Below are 16,556 nucleotides of genomic sequence, written 5' to 3'. Positions count from 1 at the left end.
CGACCGAGGAGGAGGCGAAGCCCGACGACGAGAGGAAAGCCTTGCGCGAAGCGCTCCTTTCAACTGCCGAACAGGTCCGCCTGGCCCGCGATCTTCGGTGCCTCCAGCCCCAGATGCCGCCAGGCCTTCGCCCCCAGCATCCGCCCGCGCGGGGTCCGCAATATCAGCCCCTGCTGCAAGAGGTAAGGCTCGATCACCTCCTCGATCGCGTCCCTCGGTTCGGAAAGCGCCGCTGCGATGGTCTCTACCCCCACCGGCCCACCGCCATAATTCTCGGCCAAGAGCGTCAGATACCGCCGGTCCGCCCCGTCAAGGCCCAGATTGTCCACCTGGAGCCGCGTGAGCGCCCGGTCCGCAAGCTCCCGGCTGATCCGGCCCCCGGCTTCCACCAGCGCAAAGTCCGCCACCCGCCGCAGAAGCCGCCCCGCGATCCGAGGCGTCCCCCGCGCCCGCCGCGCGATCTCCCGGCAGCCCTCCGGGTCCGCCTGCAACCCCATCAGCCGCGCCCCCCGTGCGACGATCTCGTAAAGCTCCGCCTCCGAATAGAACTCTAGCCGTGTCGGGATGCCGAACCGGTCGCGCAAGGGCGTCGTCAGCAGCCCCAGCCGTGTCGTCGCCCCCACCAAGGTGAACGGCTGCAAGTCGATCCGCACCGTCCGCGCCGCCGGCCCCTCGCCAATCACCAGGTCCAGCGCGAAATCCTCCAACGCCGGGTACAGCACCTCCTCCACCACCGGGCTCAGCCGGTGAATCTCGTCGATGAACAGCACATCCCGCGGCTCGAGGTTCGTCAGGATCGCCGCCAGGTCCCCCGGCTTCGCCAGCACCGGACCCGAGGTCATCCGGAACCCCACGCCCAGTTCCCGCGCCATGATCTGGGCCAGCGTCGTCTTCCCCAGGCCCGGAGGCCCGTGAAACAGCGTGTGGTCCATCGCCTCGCCGCGCATCCGGGCGCTTTCGATGAACACCGCCAGGTTCGCCCGCGCCTCGGCCTGCCCGATGAACTCGGCCAGCATCTGCGGCCGCAGTGCCTTGTCGGTGTCCTCGGGCAGCTTCTCGGGGCGCAACGTGGGATCGGATGTCATTTCGGCGCCAGCACTTTCAAGGCCGCCCGGATCAGCGCCGCCGCGTCACCCTCGGGTAGGTCGCCGGAAACCGTCGCCACCGCCTGCGCCGCGTCGCCCTGCCCGTACCCGAGGTTCACCAGCGCCGACAGCGCATCCGCCGAGGCCGCCGCCCGCCGCGCTGCCCCCTCATCCACCTTCGCGGCCTTGCGTGGGGCGGGAGCCTCCACCGGCTCCACCACCACGTCCTCCGCAGACGCCGCCGACGACAGCCCCACGCCATGCGCCATCACGCCCGGCGCCTTCGCCTTCAGCTCCAGGATCACCCGCTGCGCGAGCTTCGGCCCGACGCCCGGAGCCGACTGCACCGCCCGCGCATCGCCCAAAGTGATCGCCCGGCCAACGCCTTCGGCCCCCAGCGTCCCCAGGATCGCCATGCTGGCCTTCGCCCCCACGCCCTGCACGGTCATCAGAAGCTTGTGCCACTCCTTCTCCAGCATGGTCGGGAAGCCGAAGAGCTGCAGAAGGTCCTCACGCACCAGAAGGTCGGTATAAAGACTGACCGCCTCACCCACAGGGGGCATCGCGCGCAACGTCCGCTCGCTGACATGGACGATATAGCCCACCCCGCGCACGTCGATCAGCACATGGTCCGGCCCGCGCCAGTCCAGCCGCCCCGAAATCCTGCCGATCATTCCGCCGCCCTCAACGCCGCCGCCAGACGCCCCGAGGACTGCACGTGATGCGCATGGCAGATCGCCACCGCCAGCGCGTCGGCCGCATCCGGCCCCGCGACCTTCACGCCCGGAAACTGCAGCTTCACCATGTGATCCACCTGCACCTTGGCGGCATGGCCCACGCCCACCACCGTCTTCTTCACCGCGTTCGGCGCATATTCCCCCACGGCCAGCCCGAACTGCGCCGGCACCAGCAGGGCGATCCCCCGCGCCTGGCCCAGCTTCAGCGTCGCCACCGCGTCCTTGTTGACGAATGTGTGCTCCACGGCCGCCGCCTCCGGCTGCCAGATGCGGAAAATTTCAGTCAATTGCGAATGAAGGCTAAAAAGCCGCACCGCCAGATCACCGTCCGCCCCATCGGAATGGCAGATGCCGTTCGCTACATGGCTCAAGCGCGAGCCCGCCACGTCGATCACGCCCCAGCCAAGGTTTCTCAAGCCAGGATCGATGCCGATGACCCGCATCTTGCCCCCGTTCTTCTTCTTGCCACTAGGGCTAGCACGAAAAGGGAACATCCGCCAATGGCTTTCCGCGGACGCGACGGCTGCGCCCAATGATTTTGCACTTGCAGAATGCGACGGGTCGGGTATGAAATCCGACGTGAGCCGCTGCAGGCCGCCAGAACATCCTGAAAAGTTTAACATAATTTTGACACACGTCATGCAGCCGCTGCATGGCGGGATTGCCTTTCCTTACCTTGCTTTGCACATGCAGCAAGACTATCTGGCACTGCGTGAGGGAATAGGCCCTCATTTTGAGCAGAATGAAAACAAGGATGAACGCCATGGCCGCTGTCGAGACGACCCGCCCGGCGCCCTACGGCGCCATCACCACCTACCGTGCCATCAATGCCCTGTCGAACGCCGTCATGGCGCTCCGGGCCTGGAACGACGCCCGCGTCACGCGCAATGCGCTGGCCAAGCTGTCGGACCGCGAACTGGACGATATCGGCCTGTGCCGGGGTGACCTGGACTTCATCGGCCGCTGATCGGCCGACCCGCAAGGGTTTCAGGAAACGCGAAATCGGGCCGCATCAGTTGATGCGGCCCTTCTTCATAGAATGGTCTTCAACTAGGCTTGGATCAACGGGGAAGCAGGCTCTGCATCTGGGCCGAGGCCCACAGCGTCACCGGGTCGGCATGCATCAGCCAGGCACCGACCGGGTCGAACCCGCTTCCGGCAGCCAGCGCGCTGACGCGGCTTTCGTAGGTCTGGGCGCCGACGTAGTAGTGGATCACGCCCTTGATGCCCGTGCCCACGGCCAGGACAAGCACCAGCGGCTTGACCAGCTTCAGGAGCCGGGAGCCGCTGCGCTGCGATCCCTTGCGCCCCAGCGTGCCCGCGGCTTCGAAACCGTAGCCCTTGGCATGAGACTTTTCGATCCGCGAAACGCGGCTGTAGAAGTCGTTAAGATTTGGATCAACCCACATCGTATCCACTCCAGGTTGGCAGCCCTGATAAGAATTTTTTGCCGCAGAGATATGGCGAAATTGCGGCACGTTTATCTGTGGTTAATCTTACAGCCCATTTAAGGCCCTATTGTCCAGAAACGGCGGGTCTTTGTAGAACCAGCGTGGACCATTCTCCGATATCGCTTCGATTGTTCAGGACGAGACCTGACGCCACGTAAGCCGCGATCACCGAATCTGCTTGCACAGATAGAAGACCCGACAGGATGGCTCTCCCACCGGTTGCAAGCTGAGTCGCGATGGACGGCGCAAGCTCGATCAGGGGCCCCTTCAGGATGTTCGCGAAGATCAGATCATAGGGTCCGGCCGCCCTGATTCTGGCATGATCCAGCCCTGCGGCCTCCAGGCATTCGACCCGGCCGTCCAAATCGTTAATGGCCACATTCGCCTCGGCCACGTCCACGGCCACCCGGTCGATGTCGCTGGCGATGACCAGCGCCTCCGGCAGCGTCGCCGCCGCCGCCATCGCCAGCACCGCGGTCCCGCAGCCGATGTCCGCGACCTTCGCAGGACGCCAGCCCTCGGTCAGCAGCTGGTCGAATGCCAAAAGGCAGCCCAGCGTCGTACCGTGGTGTCCCGTGCCAAAGGCGACCGTGGCCTCGATCTGCAAGGGCACCCGACCTTCGGGCACCTTGTCCGCATCATGCGAGCCAAAGACAAAGAACCGCCCCGCGTCCACCGGCGACAGCTCGCGCCGGACATGGGCGACCCAGTCGACCTCGGGCAGCTCCGACAGCGCGAAGGGCTTTGCCCCGAAGGCCGTCGCCAGGACCTCCAGCATCACCTCGTCCGGCGGCTCGAGGAAGTAGCCACCAACCTCCCACAGGCCCGAGCCGTCCTCGATCTCGAAGACCCCCACGCCGGTCGGCTCCGGGTTCATCCGCTCCATCGCGGCGGCCAGGGATTGCGCGGCGTCCTCGCCGGGCAGCGTCGTCAGGGCGGAATAGGTGGGCATGGGGAGACACTCCTTTGCCCATGCGCTTACGCCGCCCGTCTTCGCCTGACAAGCGAGGAGCGCGGAGTCCACCTCCCTCAGGCCGTGACGCCCGTCCCGATCGGACAGGTCACGCCCGTCCCGCCCACCCCGCAATAGCCTCCGGGGTTCTTGGCCAGGTACTGCTGGTGATAGTCCTCGGCATAGTAGAACGTGGGCACCGGCAGGATCTCGGTCGTGATGGGTCCCATCCCCGCCGCCTTCAGCGCCTTGGCGTAGACCTCTTTCGATGCCTTCGCGGCCGCCATCTGCGCGTCCGTGTAGGTGTAGATCCCGGACCGATAGGTCGAGCCCACGTCATTTCCCTGCCGCATCCCCTGCGTCGGGTCATGCCCCTCCCAGAACACCTTCAGCAGACCCTCGTAAGAGATCACTGACGGGTCATAGATCACCCGCACGACCTCGTTGTGCCCGGTCAGCTGGGTGCAGGTCTCCTTGTAGGTCGGGTTCGGCGTGAAGCCCCCCGCATAGCCCACCATGGTCAGCCAGACGCCCGGCGTCTGCCAGAACTTCCGCTCGACGCCCCAGAAGCAGCCCATCCCGAACATCGCCTCGGCCATGCCATCGGGCACCGGCGACTTCAGCGGGATCCCCGACAGGAAGTGCGTTTCTGCCGTCGGCAACGGCTCCGCGCGCCCAGGCAGGGCATCCTCGGGGCGGACCATTTCCATCGACTTGCGGGTGAAGAACATCTGCGGACCTCCGTTTGCCCTTTTGAATATAGGGCGGCCCACCCCCTGCGCCAACCTACTCTGCCGCGAGAGGCACCCCGCGCGAGAACACGGTCTCCAGCCCCGGCTCGGGGTGCCGCGGGATCAGGCAGACCAGCGCAAAGGCCACCAGCGCCATCCCGGCCCCCAGCATGAACACATAGTCGGGCGAGGTCGCCCACAGATACCCCAGCGCCGCCGGCAGGAACACCGCCGCGATATGGTTGATCGTGAAGGCCACCGCCGCCGTGGGGGCAATATCCTTCGGATCCGCGATCTTCTGGAAATAGGTCTTCAGACTGAACGACAGCGCAAAGAACAGCTGGTCCAGAATATACAGCGCCCCCGCGATCACGATCCCCCAGCCGAACCAGTAAAGCCCGCCATAGGCAAGAAACACGAGCGTGAGGCCGATATACTCGAACCCCATGACATTGCGCTCGCCGTACTTTCCAAGCGCCCGCCCCATCCACGGCGCCACCGCCATGTTGATCAGGTAGTTGCACAGCAAGAGAAGGGTCATCTCCGAGACCTTCATCCCGAAGCGCTCCACCATCATGAAGCCCGCAAAGACCACAAAGATCTGCCGCCGCGCGCCCGCCATGAATTGCAGCGCGTAATAGAGCCAATAGCGCCGCCGCAGCACCATATGCTTGTGCTGCACATGGGGGCTTTGGAACTGCGGATAGGCAAGCGCCGCAAACAGCACGATCCCGATCGTCAACCCGCCCGAGGCCATGTAGACCGTGTTGTAATCAAGGCCCAGACTGTCCCATAGCGCGACGATCGCCCCATAGGCCGCAAGGCTCGCCCCCGCCCCCACGGCGACGATCCGCCCCAGCACCACCGGCGCGCGGCCCTTGTCGATCCACTGGAGTTGCAGCGACTGGTTGACCGTCTCGAAATAGTGAAACCCGATCGACGACAGAAGCGTCATCACCAGAAGGCCGCTGAACGAGGTGAACCACCCCGTGAACATCGTCGCCGCGCCCAGAAGCGCCAGCATCCCCAGTGCCAGCACCTGCTCCCGCACCGCCAGCAGGATCGCAATGACGACGACCGCCAGAAGCCCGGGAATCTCCCGCACTGTATGCAGCCAGCCGATCTCCTTCCCCGTAAACGCCGCCACCTCGATGACGAAGTTGTTGAGGAGCGCCGACCAGGTCGCAAAACTCAGCGGCATCGCCGCCGCCATGAGATAGAGCAGCGCCTCCGGCCGCCGCCAGACAGGCAGGCGATGGGTCTCGGACAGGGGCATGAGGCTGGACATGGAACGGACTTAACGAAAACGGAAGCAGAGGCAAACCCCAAGCTTGTGCCGGTCACAATCCTCCCGGCATCGCTGGCGTAGCGGTCCGCCCGTCCCCGGAGCGCTTTCACTGATAATGGGCTGGTGTTGGACTTCTTGTCAGCTTTGCACTGGCGGCGGCTACAAGTTTACCGACTTCATCTTGAAAGTGGGTGGCAAGCGCAGCCCGGCCTTGTCGATCTCGGCCTTGAGCACGTCCGAGACATAGAAGGTTCCGCCGCGGAACGCTCTTTCGCACCAAAGATGCGCGCTGCCGATTTCGGATGCTGCCATGGCGACACCCGCAAAAGACCGTTTGTCGTCAAGGTACACGGCCGGCGAAACCGTGTCGGCGTCGCGAATGCAAGACGGATCGCTCTCTTCCAGCCGGAACGCGTTCAGCCAGCGCCCGACCACCATCATGTGATGCTGGATCGGGTGCTCAACGCCCTTCGGCAGTAGAACGCGGATCGGGTTGAACAGGTGCACCCCCGGCTCCAGCCGTTCGATGATCTCGCGCAGGGGCTCGGTCACCGCATACGAGCGGTTGGGAAACTCCACGATCGCAGCGTCACGCTTGTAGGCGCGTTTATAAACGTACTCGGCGGGCCATTCATGCGGCTGTACCGGGTCGAGCGGAGGATGATGCGGCCTCTGAACGCCCAGTTCCGCATGGAACTTTTCACTGACGTCATATGCATAGTCCGTGAAGGTACGGTACGGCACGCCGTCGCCATCCACTTCACGCTTGTCCTTGAAGACAAAGACAGGCGGATGCTTCGGGGTAAGCCCCGGCCTGGGTTCGGCATCGTAATGCGCAGCAAGAGCCTCCTTGTATCCCCGGTAGTAACCCTGGGGACTGAATTCGTTAAACTCCGTGGAGATGCGGATCGCCCAAACCAACTGCTCACCTCTTCCTTCTACAGCCGCCGCTGTCTCAGCATGCCGCATTGAATTCACCGATCCACAAATCTAAGGCGCTGTAAACCAACACCCGTCACAAAAAACTCTGCGGACGAATCTCCACCACCACCGGCAAATCCCCCGTAGCTAGAAGCGTGGCCCGAAAGCGCTGGTCCGGCTGCTGAAAGCCCATCCACCTTGGCTCTTGCCAAAGGCTGGGCACTTCGCCCTCCAGCTGGGCCCCTTCTCCGCTGCCACCAGCAACCGCACCCAGTGCCGTCCATCACCCCTCAATCCGCCCTTCGATGGCAAGAAAACTGCCGATCTTCTGCTTCTTCAGCTCTTCGTAGAATTCGTCAGAAACGGTTCGACCCTTGGCAAAGAATTTGTCTGCCCAGATATGCCGACCTTTTATGCTTTCGGCACTCCACATGAGACGTGGGGCCTGGCTTGTTGCACCATAACCTATCAGTTCTCCATCCAGGTAATCCTTTGCAACATCGGACTTTTCAACAATGATGCCGCCATCAATGAACTCTGCCAGCTTGAAAATGAACCGGTCTTCGCCCTCCCAAAGCGTTCCGTTGGGTTGACGGATTTCCAGCGGAACGAAGACGTGATTTGCTGGGTCCCACGCTTCGACCAGATCCTTGAAGGTCTTGCTTACGACAATGATCCCGGTGAACGGACCCACCGTGTAATCCGGCAGCGTCTTTCTCGGCTTGCGCAGGCGCACCTTAACGGGCCAGGCAGACGGTTCGGGAATACTCTTGGGATTGCTCAGGCTACGCGGCAGGTTCTGCCCGTCCTCAAAGTACCAGCTCGGCTCATCCCGCCGCCCAAGCTCGCTCAGATGCCATGGCATTCGACTCTTTACCCCACTGCAATGGATCCCACTGGACCGGCCCGCAATTCGTCACAAAAAACTCTGCGGATCGATATCCACCGCCAGCCGCAAATCCCTCGGCACCTTCACCCCCGCCAGCCACTCCGCCAGGGCCGCCTGAAGCGGAGCCCCCTTCTCCGCCTTCACCAGAAGCCGCACCCGATGCCGCCCCCGGACCCGGGCAATCGGCGCCGGGGCAGGCCCCCAGACCTCCGCCCCGATCCGCCGCAAGGGCTCCGACCGCTGGGCCAGCAAGGACCCGAAATCGAACACCTCCGCGACATCCGTGGACGACAGGATGATCCCCGCCATCCGCCCGTAAGGCGGCACCCCTGACGCACGACGCTCCGCCGCCTCGGCCCGCCAGAAGGCCTCCTCATCGCCCCCAAGGATCGCGCGGATCACCGGATGCTCCGGCTGGTGGGTCTGGAGCCAGGCCTCCCCCTTCCGCTCTGCCGTCCGCCCCGCGCGCCCCGCGACCTGTCGCATCAGCTGGAAGGTCCGCTCCGCCGCCCGCAGGTCCGACCCCTGCAGCCCGAGGTCCGCGTCGATCACCCCCACCAGCGTCAGCAGGGGAAAGTTGTGCCCCTTCGCCACGATCTGCGTGCCGATGATGATGTCCGCCCCGCCCCCGGAAATCTCGGCGATCTTCTCCTTCAAGGCGCGGGCCGAGCCGAACAGGTCCGACGAGAGCACCGCCACCCTTGCGTCCGGAAACCGCGCCGCCACCTCCTCGGCCAGCCGCTCCACCCCCGGCCCAACGGCGGCCATCCGGCCCTCCACACCACAGGCGGGGCACGCCACCGGCACCGGCTTCGTTGCCCCGCACTGGTGGCAGACGAGCCGCTTCTGGAACCGGTGCTCCACCATCCGCGCGTCGCACTGGTCGCAGCCCACCTGATGCCCGCAGGCCCGACACAAGGTCACCGGAGCGAACCCCCGGCGGTTCAGGAACAGCAGCGCCTGCTCCCCCCGCGCCACGACCGCGGAAACCTTCCCGGCCAGGGTCTCCGAAATCCACCGATCTCCCGGCAGCTTCTCGGCCCGCATGTCGATGGCCCGCATCTCCGGCATCTCCGCCGCGCCGAAGCGGGACCCCAGATCCAGCCGCCGATACTTCCCCGCCTCGACATTGGCCCAGGTCTCCAGCGACGGCGTGGCCGAGGCCAGCACCACCGGGCACCCGCAGATCGCCGCCCGCAAGACCGCCATGTCCCGCGCGTTGTATAGAACCCCGTCCTCCTGCTTGTAGGACGTGTCATGCTCCTCATCGACGACGATCAGGCCGAGGTCCTGGAACGGCAGGAACAGCGCCGACCGCGCGCCCACCACCAGTTCCGCCCCGCCTTCGGACACCATCCGCCACAACCGCCGCCGCTCGGTCATCGTCACGCCCGAATGCCACTCGGCCGGCCTTGCGCCGAACCGCGCCTCCACCCGCGTCAGGAACTCCGCTGTCAGCGCGATCTCCGGCAACAAGACCAACGCCTGGCGACCGGCACGAAGACACTCCGCCACCGCCTCCAGGTAGACCTCGGTCTTCCCCGACCCCGTCACCCCCTTCAAGAGCGTCGCCGCATACCCCCCCCGCGCCACGTCGGCGACCAAGGCGTCCCCCGCCGCCACCTGGTCCCCCGCCAGCCGCATCCCCGCATCAGCGCGCAACCTCGGATAGGGCACATCCCGCGGCGCATCCTCCTCTGCCACCACCCCCAGCTTCACCAGCCCCTTCACCACCGAGGCGCCACACCCCGCCGCCTCCACCAGCTCGCCCAGCGTCACCGGAGCCCCCCGGAACTCCCGCAACGCCTCCACCACCCGATGCCGCGCCTCGGTCAACTGGTTCGGCACCGGCCCCGCCAAGCGATACACCCGCCGCACCGACGCAGGCTCCCCCAGCCCCGGCGCCCGCGTCGCCAGCCGCAGCATCGCAGGCAGAGGCGTCAGCGTGTACTCTGCGGCGCGACTAAGAAACGCCCGCAGCTCCCCCCGCATCGGCCGCGCGTCCAGCACGCGCCCCACGGACCGCACCTTCGCCGGGTCCCACCGCCCGTCCCCCGGCCCCCAGACGACCCCCAACACGCGCCGCGGCCCCAGCGGCACCTCGACGAAATCCCCGTCCCCGCAGCCCCCCTCCGGCGCGCGATAGTCGAGGACCCGCCCCAACGGCTCTGTCGTCAGGACGCCAACCAGATCGCCCGCCTGATAGACCCGGTCCGCCACCTGAAACCTTTCGCTCACCCGCCGTTTGGGCTAAACCGCGCCCCGAGAGCATTCAACCCCCGGCTTGCGCCCCCCGCAACCGCCTACGGAGGACCCCATGAAATTCTTCATCGACACCGCCGACGTCGACGCCATCCGCGAGCTGCATGACCTCGGCATGGTCGACGGCGTCACCACGAACCCGTCCCTGATCCTGAAATCAGGCCGCAACATCCTGGAAGTCACCAAGGAAATCTGCTCCTTCGTCCAGGGCCCCGTCTCGGCCGAAGTGGTGGCGCTCAAGGCCGAAGACATGATCGCCGAGGGCCGCAAGCTCGCCGCCATCGCCCCGAACATCGCCGTCAAGGTCCCGCTGACCTGGGACGGCCTCAAGACCTGCAAGGTCCTCTCGGGCGAGGGCTTCATGGTCAACGTCACCCTCTGCTTCTCGGCCAACCAGGCGCTGATCGCCGCCAAGGCGGGGGCGACCTTCATCTCGCCCTTCATCGGGCGGCTGGACGACATCAACCTCGACGGCCTCGACCTGATCGGCGACATCCGCACGATCTATGACAACTACGACTTCAAGACCCAGATCCTTGCGGCCTCGATCCGGAGCGCCAACCACGTCAAGGACTGCGCGATGATCGGCGCCGACGTCGTCACCGCCCCCCCGGCCGTGATCAAGGCGCTGGCGAGCCACGTGCTGACCGACAAGGGGCTGGACCAGTTCAACGCCGACTGGGCGAAGACGGGCCAGAAGATCCTGTAAGACCACCGCCAGCCCCAAGCGGCTCCCCTCCCCCTCCGTGGGGAGGGGACGGGGGTGGGGGGCACCGGCCCCAAACACCCTGCACCCCTGTCACCCCAGACCCCCTGTCATCCCTGCGCAGGCGGGGAACCACTCCCAACGCCCGACCCTGGATCGCGTATGCATGGGATGAATGCGCGCAGTAGACGCCCTGTAGCCCCCACTGTTGCATCCCTGCCCCATCCCCCACCAAGGCCCGCGAAAACCTGTCGCCATCCGCCTGAGCTTCGGCCTATAGTCCCCGGTAATCCTTCCGGAAACTGGCCCGCCATGATCGAACCCGACCTTCGCGACCGGATCCTTGCCGAGCCCGAGCGCATCCTTGAAGACCGCGACGTGATGAACGCCCTCGTCGCCGCCAACGACCGCAGCCTCGGCGCCAACATCGTCGACCTCCGCGGCATAGCCATGCAGCGGCTGGAAAGCCGCCTCGACCGGCTGGAGGACACGCACCGCTCGGTCATCGCGGCCGCCTACGAGAACCTGGCGGGCACCAACCAGGTCCACCGGGCCGTGCTGCAGCTGCTTGAGCCCACGAATTTCGAAAGCTTCATCAAGGCCTTGACCACCGAGGTCGCGCAAACCCTGCGCGTCGACATGGTCCGCCTGGTCCTTGAAACCCTGCAGGAGGACGGCGAGACCGACCCCACCCTCCTCCGCCTCGGCGACGTGCTGCAGGTGGCTCCTGCGGGCTTCGTGGGACACTACCTGACCAACGGCCGCAGCGGTTCCGGCCGGCAGATCGTGCTTCGCTCGACGACCGCGCTGGCAGTTGACCTTTACGGCGACAGGGCCGAGGACCTCCAGTCCGAAGCCCTTATGAAACTCGACCTCGGCCCGGGCCGACTGCCCGGGATGCTGGTCTTCGCCTCCGAGGATCCGACCCAGTTCAAATCCACGCATGGCACGGATCTCCTTGCCTTCTTCGCGGGTGTCTTCGAACGGTCGATGCGCCGGTGGCTGGGCTAGACCCCTTCCTTGCCCCGGCCCTCGTGGCCGCGCTGGCGCAGTGGCTGGCACAGCTGCAAGCCCTTGAGGGGGCTGCAGGAAATACGCTCGAGGCCTATCGCCGCGACGTCGCCCGCTACCTGAAATTCCTCTCCGCCCACCGCGGCGGGGCCGAGGGAATCGCCGCCGTCGCCCGCACCAGCCAGACCGACCTTCGCGCCTGGATGGCCGACGAACGCGCCCGCGGCCTCTCGCCAAGGTCCCTCGCCCGCGCCCTGTCGGCGGTCAAGGGCTTCACCGCCTGGGCCGCTGACCGCACCGGCACCGACGCCACCATCGTCCTCTCGGCCCGAGGGCCGAAGTTCCGCCGCAAGCTTCCCCGTCCGCTCAGCGAGGACGGCGCCAGGGACATCCTGTCAGAGATCGGCCAGGACGCGCGCGAGGATTGGATCGCCGCCCGCGACACCGCCATCGCCACGCTGCTCTATGGCCTCGGCCTGCGGATCAGCGAGGCGCTTTCCCTGACCGGGGCCGACCACCCCTTGCCGCCAACGCTTCGCATCACCGGCAAGGGCGGCAAGACCCGCCCCGTCCCGGTCATTCCCGCCGCCGCCGAGGCCGTGGCCCACTACGTCCGCCAATGCCCCTTCGAGCTTGCGCCAGAAGAGCCCCTCTTCCGCGGCGCGCGGGGGGGTCCGGTCAACCCCCGCCTGGTCCAAGGCGCGATGGAGCGCGCGCGCCTGCGCCTCGGCCTGCCGGCGACGGCCACGCCCCATGCGCTTCGGCACAGTTTCGCCACCCACCTTCTGTCCGCCGGCGGAGACCTGCGCGCGATCCAGGAGCTTCTGGGCCATGCCTCGCTGTCCACCACCCAGGCTTATACCGCTGTCGACGCGGCCCGCCTGATGGAGGTCTACGAGAAAGCCCACCCCCGCGCCTGACGTAGCCCTGTTGCACCCCGCGCCATAATCCGCCATCAAGAACCCAAATGAGCCCAAGACTGAAAGCCCTCTCCGTGCATCTCCTCACCGCCACCGGCGCGGTGCTGGCGATGTTCGCGATGCTCGCCGCCGTGAAGGGGGAATGGAGCCTGATGTTCCTCTGGCTGGTCGCGGCGCTGATCGTCGACGGGATCGACGGCCCGCTGGCGCGCAAGTTCGAGGTCCACAAGAACTGGCCGACCTATGACGGGGTCCTGATGGACCTGATCGTCGACTACCTGACCTATGTTTTCATCCCGGCCTTCGCCCTCTTCCAATCCGGCCTCTTGCCCGGCTGGACCGGCTGGCTTGCCATCATCGTGATCTGCTACGGGTCCGTGATCTACTTCGCCGACACGCGGATGAAGACCAAGGACAAAAGCTTCGCCGGCTTTCCCGCCTGCTGGAACATGGTCGTCCTGGTCCTCTTCGCGACCAAGCCCGGCGAGGCCATCATCCTTCTGGTCGTGATCCTGCTGACCGTGACCATGTTCACCAATCTCAAGTTCATCCACCCGGTCCGCACCAGCCGCTGGTACGAGATCTCGATCGCCGTCTGCGTCGCCTGGATCGCTCTTGCGGCCTGGGCCGCCTGGTGGGATTTCAACGAGGGGCCGGTGGCAAAATGGCTTCTGGTGCTGACCTCGCTGTACCTGCTTCTGGCCGGGATCGTGCAGCAGATCGTCCCCGAAGGCATCCGCCGGGTCCGGTGACCCAAAATCCTTGAGCAAGGATTTTGACAAATTTCTTGCTTAAGAAATTTGGGCCTCAAAGCCGCGTCAGCATCACTCCGGCAACGATGATCACCGCCGCGACGGCCTTTTCCGCGGTCATCCGTTCGCCAAAGACCAGCCAGCCGATCAGCACCGCGAAAAGGATCGACGTCTCGCGCAAGGCTGCCACCACGGCGATCGGTGCCGAGGTCATCGCCCAGATCGACACCGCATAGGCCCCGTAGCTGGCCGCCGAGGCGAAAGACCCCACCCGCCAGGCCTGCCAGTTCCGCGGGATCACGTTCCAGCCCCTCAGCGCCAGCATCCCCAGGGTGAAGAACACCCCGTCCGCGACAAAGACCCAGGCCACGTAGGCCGCCGGAGACCCCGAGACCCGCGCGCCGAGCCCGTCGATCAGCGTATAGGTCGCCGTGGCGCATGCGGAGCCCAGCGCGAAGGGCAGGAGCTTGCGGTCCTCTCCGCTGGTAAAGACGCCGCGCGCCATCAACAGGATGCCCGCCGCCAGAACCGCGATGCCGATGTATTCCTGGTGGGTCACGGCATCGGCCAGGAAGGCCGCGCCGACCAGCGCCACGATCATCGGTGCGGCGCCCCGTGCGATCGGGTAGACGCGGGAAAGGTCGCCCCGGTCGTAGGCATAGGTCAGGAAGAACTTGTAGGCGAAATGCGTGCAGCCCGCCGCAATCACCCAAGGGATCGCCGCCGGGTCGATGGGCGGAGAGAAGGCCACGACGGTCAGCCCGATCGGCACCTCGACGACCGACAGGATCACCATCCCGCCGACCTTCGAGGTCCCCATCTTGATCAGCGCATTCCAGAGCGCATGGAGGAAGGCCGCACCAAGGACGGCCAGGAAGATGCCAAGGCTCAAAGTGCACCTGTCATGGAACTGTTACCGCAGGCCTATGCCTCCGGCGGCCCGCGCGCAAGCGGTGGGTGGGCGATATGCCCACCCTACCCGCGCATCAGCGCAGCCGCAGGCGGATCGGGCCACGGGCGGTCCTGGGGTCCACCTCGACGCCGTTCTGCGTCGCGACGATCTCGGCGATGTCCGCCGCCACCCGGCGCACCTCCGGCATCAGGGGCCGCCAGTCGGGCGACAGCGCCTTCGCCACTTCCGAGGGGCAGAGCGACTTCCCGCGCCCCCTCTGCAGCGCAAGGTCCATTATCGCTGCGCGCACCCGGTCAGTCATATCAGCAGCGCCCCTTCGTGCCGCAAGAGCAGCGCCTTGGTCTCGACCCCGCCGGGGGCGGAGAAGCCGCCGAACCAGCCCGTCCCGGTGACGCGGTGGCACGGGATGAGGATCGGCAAGGGATTGGCCCCGCAAGCCTGCCCCACCGCCTGGGCCGGAGCGCCAACCGCCCTCGCGATCTCGCCATAGGTGCGGGTCTCCCCCCAGGGGATCGCGGCCATGGCCCGCCGCACATCGGCGTTCAGCCCCGTGCCCCAGTCCAGCGGCAGGTCGAACCGCCGCAGCCGTCCGGCAAAATAGTCCGCCAGCTGCGCCAGCGCCTCGGTCAGAAGGTCGCTTTGCCCCGGCTCCTCTGGCAACCGCCATTCCAACCCGACCAGGCGCCCATCCTGCTCGACCAGCGTCACAGGGCCGAAGGGTCCCGTCATGCCGGCCCGGATCATGGGTCCCCCGCTCGCAACGGGGCGAAGGCCGTTCGCAGGATGTCCGCCATCCCCTCCACCGCCGGAGAGCTTCCTCGCGGGTTCCGGCGCAGCACCACGCGCGCATTGTCGACGATGGGAAAGCCGTCCTGCGCTGTCAACTCCCGGCACCCCGCCGGAATCGTGCTCCGTGACAGGGGCGCGATGGCCATGCCGTTCATCACCGCGACCCGAAAGCCGCCCGCCATGTCGCAGGCCCAGGCCGCGCGCCAGTCGATCCCCAGCCGGTTCAGCGACAGTTCGACGTAGTCCCGGCTCCAGACCGACTGGAAGTAAAGCGCCACCGGCACCGGCCGCCGCAAATGCTGGGCATGGGTCACCGAGGTCACCCAGACCGTGGGATCGATGCCAAGGATCTCCCCCTCCTGGACATATTCCCAGTCGTAGATCACCGCGAGGTCGATCTCGTCCGCCTCGAGCGCCGCGATCTGTGCGGCCGAATGGTCGACCCGGACCGAGACCTGCACCCCCTCCTGCCGCTCGTCGAAGGCGGCAAGGACGCGTGGCAGGACTGTGCCGGAATATTCGTCCGGGATGCCGACCCGCACCGGCCCGACCAGCGGCTTCTCCCGCAACGCGACCGCCGCCTCGTCCAGAAGCGCCACCACCCGGCGCGCATAGGGCACCAGTTGCTCGCCGCGCGGGGTCAGCACCACGCCCCGCGCCAGGCGGTCGAACAGGGGCTGGCCCAGGCTTTCCTCCAGGCGCTTGATCTGCAGGCTTACCGCCGATTGCGTCCGCAGCAGCCGCGCCGCAGCCGCCGTCACCGAGCCGCTGTCGGCCACGGCAAGGAAACTGCGCATCAGGTCGCTTTCAAGCGGGGTCGGCATGGTCCACCCATGAGCCGCATCAATAGAACCCATGAAACCTATTCGTTTGTGAAATGTCAAACCGGCAACTATCTCTGGGGTTGCAAGACAAGGAGAGTCAAAATGTTCGCCCGTTTCATCGCCCTTCTGCAGCTGCGCCGGTCGACCGCGTTCCTGCTGGAACGCGCCGATGATCACCTTCTGGACGACATCGGGCTCTCGCGCGAAGACCTGCAGGATCTGCACATGGGCCTCGGCCTGACCGATGCCCAGGAAAAGCTGATGCGCTTCCGTTCGACGCCAACGCCCCGCGGTCTCCCCGTAGGCGGTCTGGCCTGACTCTTCG

The 16,556-nt window shown here is 66.2% G+C and carries 20 protein-coding genes; 6 read left to right on the top strand and 14 right to left on the bottom strand.

Annotation, left to right across the window (positions count from 1 at the left end; all coding sequences use genetic code 11):
* Positions 1–59: 59 nt before the first annotated feature.
* Genes ruvB through ruvC form a run of 3 tightly spaced genes read right to left on the bottom strand, consistent with a single transcriptional unit; the run spans position 60 to position 2,265 of the window.
* Positions 60–1,085: a Holliday junction branch migration DNA helicase RuvB gene (gene ruvB / locus ACE3Q6_RS13040; RefSeq protein WP_374432946.1), complete on the bottom strand. Its 1,026-nt coding sequence runs from the start codon at positions 1,083–1,085 to the stop codon at positions 60–62.
* The gene (ruvA, locus tag ACE3Q6_RS13035) at positions 1,082–1,759 is read right to left on the bottom strand and encodes a Holliday junction branch migration protein RuvA (protein WP_374432943.1); all 678 of its coding nucleotides are present in this window, start codon (positions 1,757–1,759) and stop codon (positions 1,082–1,084) included. Before ruvA ends, ruvB begins: the two co-directional genes overlap by 4 nt.
* On the bottom strand, positions 1,756–2,265 hold the full coding sequence (gene ruvC / locus ACE3Q6_RS13030; protein ID WP_374432941.1) for a crossover junction endodeoxyribonuclease RuvC: 510 nt from the start codon (positions 2,263–2,265) through the stop codon (positions 1,756–1,758). The genes ruvA and ruvC overlap by 4 nt, the downstream gene beginning before the upstream one ends.
* 320 nt (positions 2,266–2,585) lie before the next feature.
* Here ruvC and ACE3Q6_RS13025 point away from each other — a divergent pair, with 320 nt between their 5' ends.
* Positions 2,586–2,789: a DUF1127 domain-containing protein gene (locus tag ACE3Q6_RS13025; RefSeq protein WP_374432939.1), complete on the top strand. Its 204-nt coding sequence runs from the start codon at positions 2,586–2,588 to the stop codon at positions 2,787–2,789.
* Between the two features lie 94 nt (positions 2,790–2,883).
* On the opposite strand, the gene ACE3Q6_RS13020 is transcribed toward ACE3Q6_RS13025, so the two are convergent.
* The 7 genes from ACE3Q6_RS13020 to ACE3Q6_RS12990 form a co-directional block, all read right to left on the bottom strand.
* A complete protein-coding gene (locus ACE3Q6_RS13020) occupies positions 2,884–3,231 on the bottom strand; it encodes a hypothetical protein (protein ID WP_374432937.1) in 348 nt (115 codons plus the stop codon).
* Positions 3,232–3,337: 106 nt separating this feature from the next.
* Positions 3,338–4,225 carry a 50S ribosomal protein L11 methyltransferase gene (locus ACE3Q6_RS13015; RefSeq protein WP_374432935.1) on the bottom strand — a complete coding sequence of 296 codons (888 nt, stop codon included), beginning with the start codon at positions 4,223–4,225 and terminating at the stop codon, positions 3,338–3,340.
* A 77-nt stretch (positions 4,226–4,302) separates the two neighbouring features.
* Positions 4,303–4,956, bottom strand: a complete 654-nt coding sequence (gene msrA, locus ACE3Q6_RS13010) for a peptide-methionine (S)-S-oxide reductase MsrA (RefSeq protein ID WP_374432933.1) — start codon at positions 4,954–4,956, stop codon at positions 4,303–4,305.
* Between the two features lie 55 nt (positions 4,957–5,011).
* Positions 5,012–6,244: an MFS transporter gene (locus ACE3Q6_RS13005; protein WP_374432930.1), complete on the bottom strand. Its 1,233-nt coding sequence runs from the start codon at positions 6,242–6,244 to the stop codon at positions 5,012–5,014.
* 159 nt (positions 6,245–6,403) lie between these two features.
* Positions 6,404–7,165: an imm11 family protein gene (locus ACE3Q6_RS13000; RefSeq protein ID WP_374432928.1), complete on the bottom strand. Its 762-nt coding sequence runs from the start codon at positions 7,163–7,165 to the stop codon at positions 6,404–6,406.
* 283 nt (positions 7,166–7,448) lie between these two features.
* Positions 7,449–8,030, bottom strand: a complete 582-nt coding sequence (locus ACE3Q6_RS12995; protein WP_374432924.1) for an imm11 family protein — start codon at positions 8,028–8,030, stop codon at positions 7,449–7,451.
* 51 nt (positions 8,031–8,081) lie between these two features.
* A complete protein-coding gene (locus tag ACE3Q6_RS12990) occupies positions 8,082–10,292 on the bottom strand; it encodes a primosomal protein N' (RefSeq protein WP_374432922.1) in 2,211 nt (736 codons plus the stop codon).
* A gap of 79 nt (positions 10,293–10,371) precedes the next feature.
* Here ACE3Q6_RS12990 and fsa point away from each other — a divergent pair, with 79 nt between their 5' ends.
* The 4 genes from fsa (at position 10,372) to ACE3Q6_RS12970 (ending at position 13,705) form a co-directional block, all read left to right on the top strand.
* The gene (gene fsa / locus ACE3Q6_RS12985; protein WP_374432919.1) at positions 10,372–11,025 is read left to right on the top strand and encodes a fructose-6-phosphate aldolase; all 654 of its coding nucleotides are present in this window, start codon (positions 10,372–10,374) and stop codon (positions 11,023–11,025) included.
* A 309-nt stretch (positions 11,026–11,334) separates the two neighbouring features.
* A complete protein-coding gene (locus tag ACE3Q6_RS12980) occupies positions 11,335–12,033 on the top strand; it encodes a DUF484 family protein (protein WP_374432917.1) in 699 nt (232 codons plus the stop codon).
* Positions 12,021–12,953 (top strand): tyrosine recombinase XerC, encoded by a 933-nt coding sequence (locus tag ACE3Q6_RS12975; RefSeq protein WP_374432914.1) that lies wholly within the window; start codon positions 12,021–12,023, stop codon positions 12,951–12,953. Before ACE3Q6_RS12980 ends, ACE3Q6_RS12975 begins: the two co-directional genes overlap by 13 nt.
* A gap of 47 nt (positions 12,954–13,000) precedes the next feature.
* Entirely contained in the window at positions 13,001–13,705 is a 705-nt protein-coding gene (locus tag ACE3Q6_RS12970) for a phosphatidylcholine/phosphatidylserine synthase (RefSeq protein WP_374432912.1), read from the top strand.
* 55 nt (positions 13,706–13,760) lie between these two features.
* On the opposite strand, the gene ACE3Q6_RS12965 is transcribed toward ACE3Q6_RS12970, so the two are convergent.
* The 4 genes from ACE3Q6_RS12965 to ACE3Q6_RS12950 all read right to left on the bottom strand — a co-directional run bounded on the left by ACE3Q6_RS12965 (position 13,761) and on the right by ACE3Q6_RS12950 (position 16,231).
* Positions 13,761–14,597: an EamA family transporter gene (locus ACE3Q6_RS12965; RefSeq protein ID WP_374432909.1), complete on the bottom strand. Its 837-nt coding sequence runs from the start codon at positions 14,595–14,597 to the stop codon at positions 13,761–13,763.
* Positions 14,598–14,691: 94 nt separating this feature from the next.
* Positions 14,692–14,907, bottom strand: a complete 216-nt coding sequence (locus ACE3Q6_RS12960; protein ID WP_374432907.1) for a DUF3253 domain-containing protein — start codon at positions 14,905–14,907, stop codon at positions 14,692–14,694.
* A gap of 8 nt (positions 14,908–14,915) precedes the next feature.
* Positions 14,916–15,362 (bottom strand): methylated-DNA--[protein]-cysteine S-methyltransferase, encoded by a 447-nt coding sequence (locus tag ACE3Q6_RS12955; protein WP_374432905.1) that lies wholly within the window; start codon positions 15,360–15,362, stop codon positions 14,916–14,918.
* Complete coding sequence (locus ACE3Q6_RS12950; protein ID WP_374432902.1) at positions 15,359–16,231, bottom strand: LysR family transcriptional regulator; 873 nt, start codon at positions 16,229–16,231, stop codon at positions 15,359–15,361. The genes ACE3Q6_RS12955 and ACE3Q6_RS12950 overlap by 4 nt, the downstream gene beginning before the upstream one ends.
* A gap of 102 nt (positions 16,232–16,333) precedes the next feature.
* Between ACE3Q6_RS12950 and ACE3Q6_RS12945 the strand changes: the two genes are divergently transcribed.
* A complete protein-coding gene (locus tag ACE3Q6_RS12945; RefSeq protein ID WP_374432900.1) occupies positions 16,334–16,549 on the top strand; it encodes a hypothetical protein in 216 nt (71 codons plus the stop codon).
* The last annotated feature ends 7 nt before the right edge of the window (positions 16,550–16,556 follow it).

This window comes from Tabrizicola sp. (assembly GCF_041913445.1).
Lineage (GTDB): Bacteria > Pseudomonadota > Alphaproteobacteria > Rhodobacterales > Rhodobacteraceae > Tabrizicola.
Note: the sequence above shows the minus strand (reverse complement) of the source record. Positions and strands in the feature narration are given on the sequence as shown.